The sequence below is a fragment of the Vibrio sp. 10N.222.52.C3 genome (genome assembly GCF_041474195.1).
GTDB classification, from domain to species: domain Bacteria; phylum Pseudomonadota; class Gammaproteobacteria; order Enterobacterales; family Vibrionaceae; genus Vibrio; species Vibrio crassostreae_C.
Genome location: NZ_JBFRTQ010000063.1, coordinates 1 through 3740, shown reverse-complemented (window position 1 = coordinate 3740; position 3740 = coordinate 1). Strand labels below are relative to the sequence as shown.

Genomic DNA, 3740 nt, shown 5'->3' with positions numbered 1-3740 from the left:
TAACTCAGTGTCCAAAACTACTGGTGCGGATCAGCAAGCTCGGGATCTGATAGCCAAAACAATTGAAGGATTAGGTAACCCGATTGCCTACCACCTTAAAGAACGAGACTACTTGGACTATCGTGCAACACGAATACCTTACCGTGGCAAAAATAAATCTGTTGAGATTTCACCAACAACACATAACATGGAATTGATTTATCTAAAGGGAATGTTCAAGAAACTAATCAAGTACAATCAATGGAAATACCCCAACCCGATTGAAGCTATCGATACAATCAAAACTAGCGAGAAGAACCTGGCATATCTAACCAAGCCACAAATTGAAGAGTTCCTATTTAACCTGAAGAATTTCAACCGCGTAATTACAGTCTCGATTCCACAGCTCATTGTAATCTCTAAGATTTGCTTAGCCACCGGTGCTCGTATAAGTGAAGCTCTCACTCTTACCCGTTCACAAGTAGCTGAATTCAAGCTAACTTACACCGAGACAAAAGGTAAGAGAAATCGAAGTGTGCCCATCTCACCTGCTTTGTATCATGAGATCTTAGATATCGCAGTGAACGACCATAAGATTTTTGACACTACTTATAAGGATGCCTGGCGCTACATTAAAAGGGCTTTACCTAATCATGTTCCAAGTGGGCAAGCAACGCATGTTCTACGGCATACATTTGCTTCGCACTTTATGATGAATAAAGGGGATATTTTGGTGTTTCAGCGGATTCTAGGTCACACAAAAATTGAGCAGACAATGGCGTATTCTCACTTTGCTCCCGAGCATTTGATGCAGGCAGTTCACCTCAATCCTTTAGAAAATTAATGGCGACAAAATGGTGACAGCCACTGTAATCGAGCGTTATTTAGCGGTTTTAGACGTAAAAAAGGCGACAATTTAACCTGTCGCCTTTTACTAATGAGAGCCTAATTTAGACTATTCCCAATCAAGGATAACCTTTCCTGAAAGCCCGCTACGCATAGCGTCGAAGCCTTTTTGGAAGTCATCAACCTTGAAGTGATGCGTGATAATTGGCGTTAAATCTAGGCCTGATTGGATTAGTGAAGCCATCTTGTACCAAGTTTCGAACATCTCACGACCGTAGATACCTTTGATAACCAAGCCTTTAAAGATTACTTGGTTCCAGTCTACTGCCATATCTGATGGTGGAATACCTAGTAGAGAGATCTTACCGCCGTGGTTCATGTTAGTCAGCATGCTGTTGAACGCAGATGGGTTACCAGACATTTCTAGGCCTACATCGAAGCCTTCAGTCATGCCAAGATCAGACATTACGTCTTCAAGCTTATCTTCCATCACGTTTACTGCGCGAGTCACACCCATTTTCTTAGCAAGATCTAGGCGGTACTCGTTTACATCAGTGATTACAACGTGACGAGCACCAACGTGCTTAGCAACAGCTGCAGCCATGATACCGATTGGGCCAGCACCAGTAATTAGCACGTCTTCGCCAACTAGGTCGAAAGAAAGTGCTGTGTGTACTGCGTTACCAAACGGGTCAAAGATTGAAGCTAGATCGTCAGAGATTTCTGCAGGGATCTTAAATGCGTTGAACGCAGGAATCACAAGGAACTCAGAGAACGCACCAGTGCGGTTAACACCAACACCTGTTGTGTTACGACAAAGGTGAGTACGGCCGCCACGACAGTTACGACAGTGACCACATGTGATGTGACCTTCGCCAGATACACGGTCGCCGATTTCAAAACCACGAACTTCTTGGCCAATGCCAACAACTTCACCCACGTATTCGTGACCTACTACCATAGGTACTGGGATTGTGTTTTGTGACCACTCATCCCAGTTGTAGATATGTACGTCAGTACCACAAATTGCGGTTTTCTTAATACGAATAAGAAGATCATTATGACCCATTTCAGGTTTTTCAACCTCGGTCATCCAAATGCCTTCTTCAGGCTTAAGCTTAGAAAGTGCTTTAATTTTCATAATTTTATCCAGTTCATCTCGCCTAACTGTAAGGCGAGAATCAAAAATCTATATATTCTACTGGGTGTTGCTCTATCTAATTAAAGGATGCTCGTGGCATCCCTTTAAAATTAGATGATACCCATGTCTTTACCAACTTGAATGAACGCATCGATTGCGCGGTCTAGTTGCTCACGAGAGTGTGCAGCAGACATTTGCGTACGGATACGAGCTTGACCTTTTGGCACTACAGGGAATGAGAAACCTACTACGTAGATGCCTTTCTCTAGTGCGCGCTCTGCGAATTCAGCCGCTACTTTTGCATCACCCAGCATGATTGGGATGATTGCGTGGTCAGCACCGCCCATAGTGAAACCAGCTGCTTCCATGCGAGTACGGAAGTGAGCAGAGTTTTCCCATAGTTGAGTGCGTAGGTCGCCTGATTCCGCAAGAAGATCTAGAACACGGATAGACGCAGATACGATTGCTGGTGCAACAGAGTTAGAGAATAGGTATGGACGAGAACGCTGACGTAGCCAGTCGATCACTTCTTTCTTACCAGAAGTGTAACCGCCTGAAGCGCCACCCATTGCTTTACCAAGCGTACCTGTGATGATGTCGATACGGTCAACAACGTTGTGGAACTCGTGAGTGCCCGCGCCGTTTTCGCCCATGAAGCCCACTGCGTGAGAGTCATCAACCATTACTAGTGCGTCGTACTTGTCTGCAAGGTCACAGATAGCAGGAAGGTTAGCCACTACGCCGTCCATTGAGAACACGCCGTCAGTTACGATTAGTGTGTGACGAGCGCCCGCTTCTTTAGCTGCGATAAGTTGTTGCTCTAGCTCTTCCATGTTGTTGTTCGAGTAACGGAAGCGCATTGCTTTACATAGACGAACACCATCAATGATAGATGCGTGGTTTAGAGCATCAGAAATGATTGCGTCTTCTTTGCCTAGAATCGTTTCGAATAGGCCAGCGTTTGCATCAAAGCAAGATGTGTAAAGGATAGTGTCTTCTTTACCAAGGAACGTAGATAGCTTTTGCTCTAGTTCTTTGTGAGAGTCTTGAGTACCACAGATGAAACGTACTGAAGCCATACCAAAACCGTGCTGATCCATACCATCTTTAGCTGCTTCGATAAGAGCTGGGTGGTTAGCAAGACCTAAGTAGTTGTTTGCACAGAAGTTTAGTACTTCTTCACCAGTCGAGATAGAAACCGCTGCTTTTTGTGCAGAAGTGATAATGCGCTCAGACTTGTAAAGACCTTCTTCTTTAACTTCTTCGATTTGAGTTTGAATCTGTTGGTAAAATGCAGAAGACATTGTCTACTCCTTCCTAATTATTATTCAGCAGCATCGCGCGCCGCTTTATGTAGGGATGTAAACGATCTCAACACGATCATTTACACTGTAAAACTTATGCCTATATTCTAGTTGAACATCCCCGTTCCGATTATCCCTTTAGTTGGAAAAACATTAATGAATCATAGGCACGAATAGTAACTCGAAGCGACACGATTATTTACTAAGCAACTTGAGAACCTTACTCTAGCCACACCGAAGCACATGATTTTTTTGGCCAGCCAACAAAGTAAATTTTCGCCAAAAAACACTTCCTTATATGGAATCTGCCGTTAAACTATTGTAATTCACATGATAGTTATCAGCGCTCTCACAACGTCGTAAATTTCTAATATTAGTCCGAGTATGTATGCCAAAAATGATCCCAAACTTTGATCAATTATCTAAGATTGAGAAAAAGGAGAGTCGTATTAAGCTAATCATGATTAGCT

At 43.5% G+C, this 3740-nt stretch carries 3 protein-coding genes; 1 reads left to right on the top strand and 2 read right to left on the bottom strand.

Going from position 1 to position 3740, the window contains the following annotated elements; all coding sequences use genetic code 11:
* The coding region (locus tag AB4517_RS10970) for a tyrosine-type recombinase/integrase (RefSeq protein ID WP_372148341.1) at positions 1-823 on the top strand (823 nt) is incomplete at its 5' end.
* 111 nt (positions 824-934) lie between these two features.
* On the opposite strand, the gene tdh is transcribed toward AB4517_RS10970, so the two are convergent.
* Both tdh and AB4517_RS10960 read right to left on the bottom strand, forming a co-directional pair.
* Entirely contained in the window at positions 935-1966 is a 1032-nt protein-coding gene (tdh, locus tag AB4517_RS10965; RefSeq protein WP_372148340.1) for an L-threonine 3-dehydrogenase, read from the bottom strand.
* Positions 1967-2076: 110 nt separating this feature from the next.
* Positions 2077-3270, bottom strand: a complete 1194-nt coding sequence (locus AB4517_RS10960) for a glycine C-acetyltransferase (RefSeq protein ID WP_136974879.1) — start codon at positions 3268-3270, stop codon at positions 2077-2079.
* Positions 3271-3740: the final 470 nt, after the last annotated feature.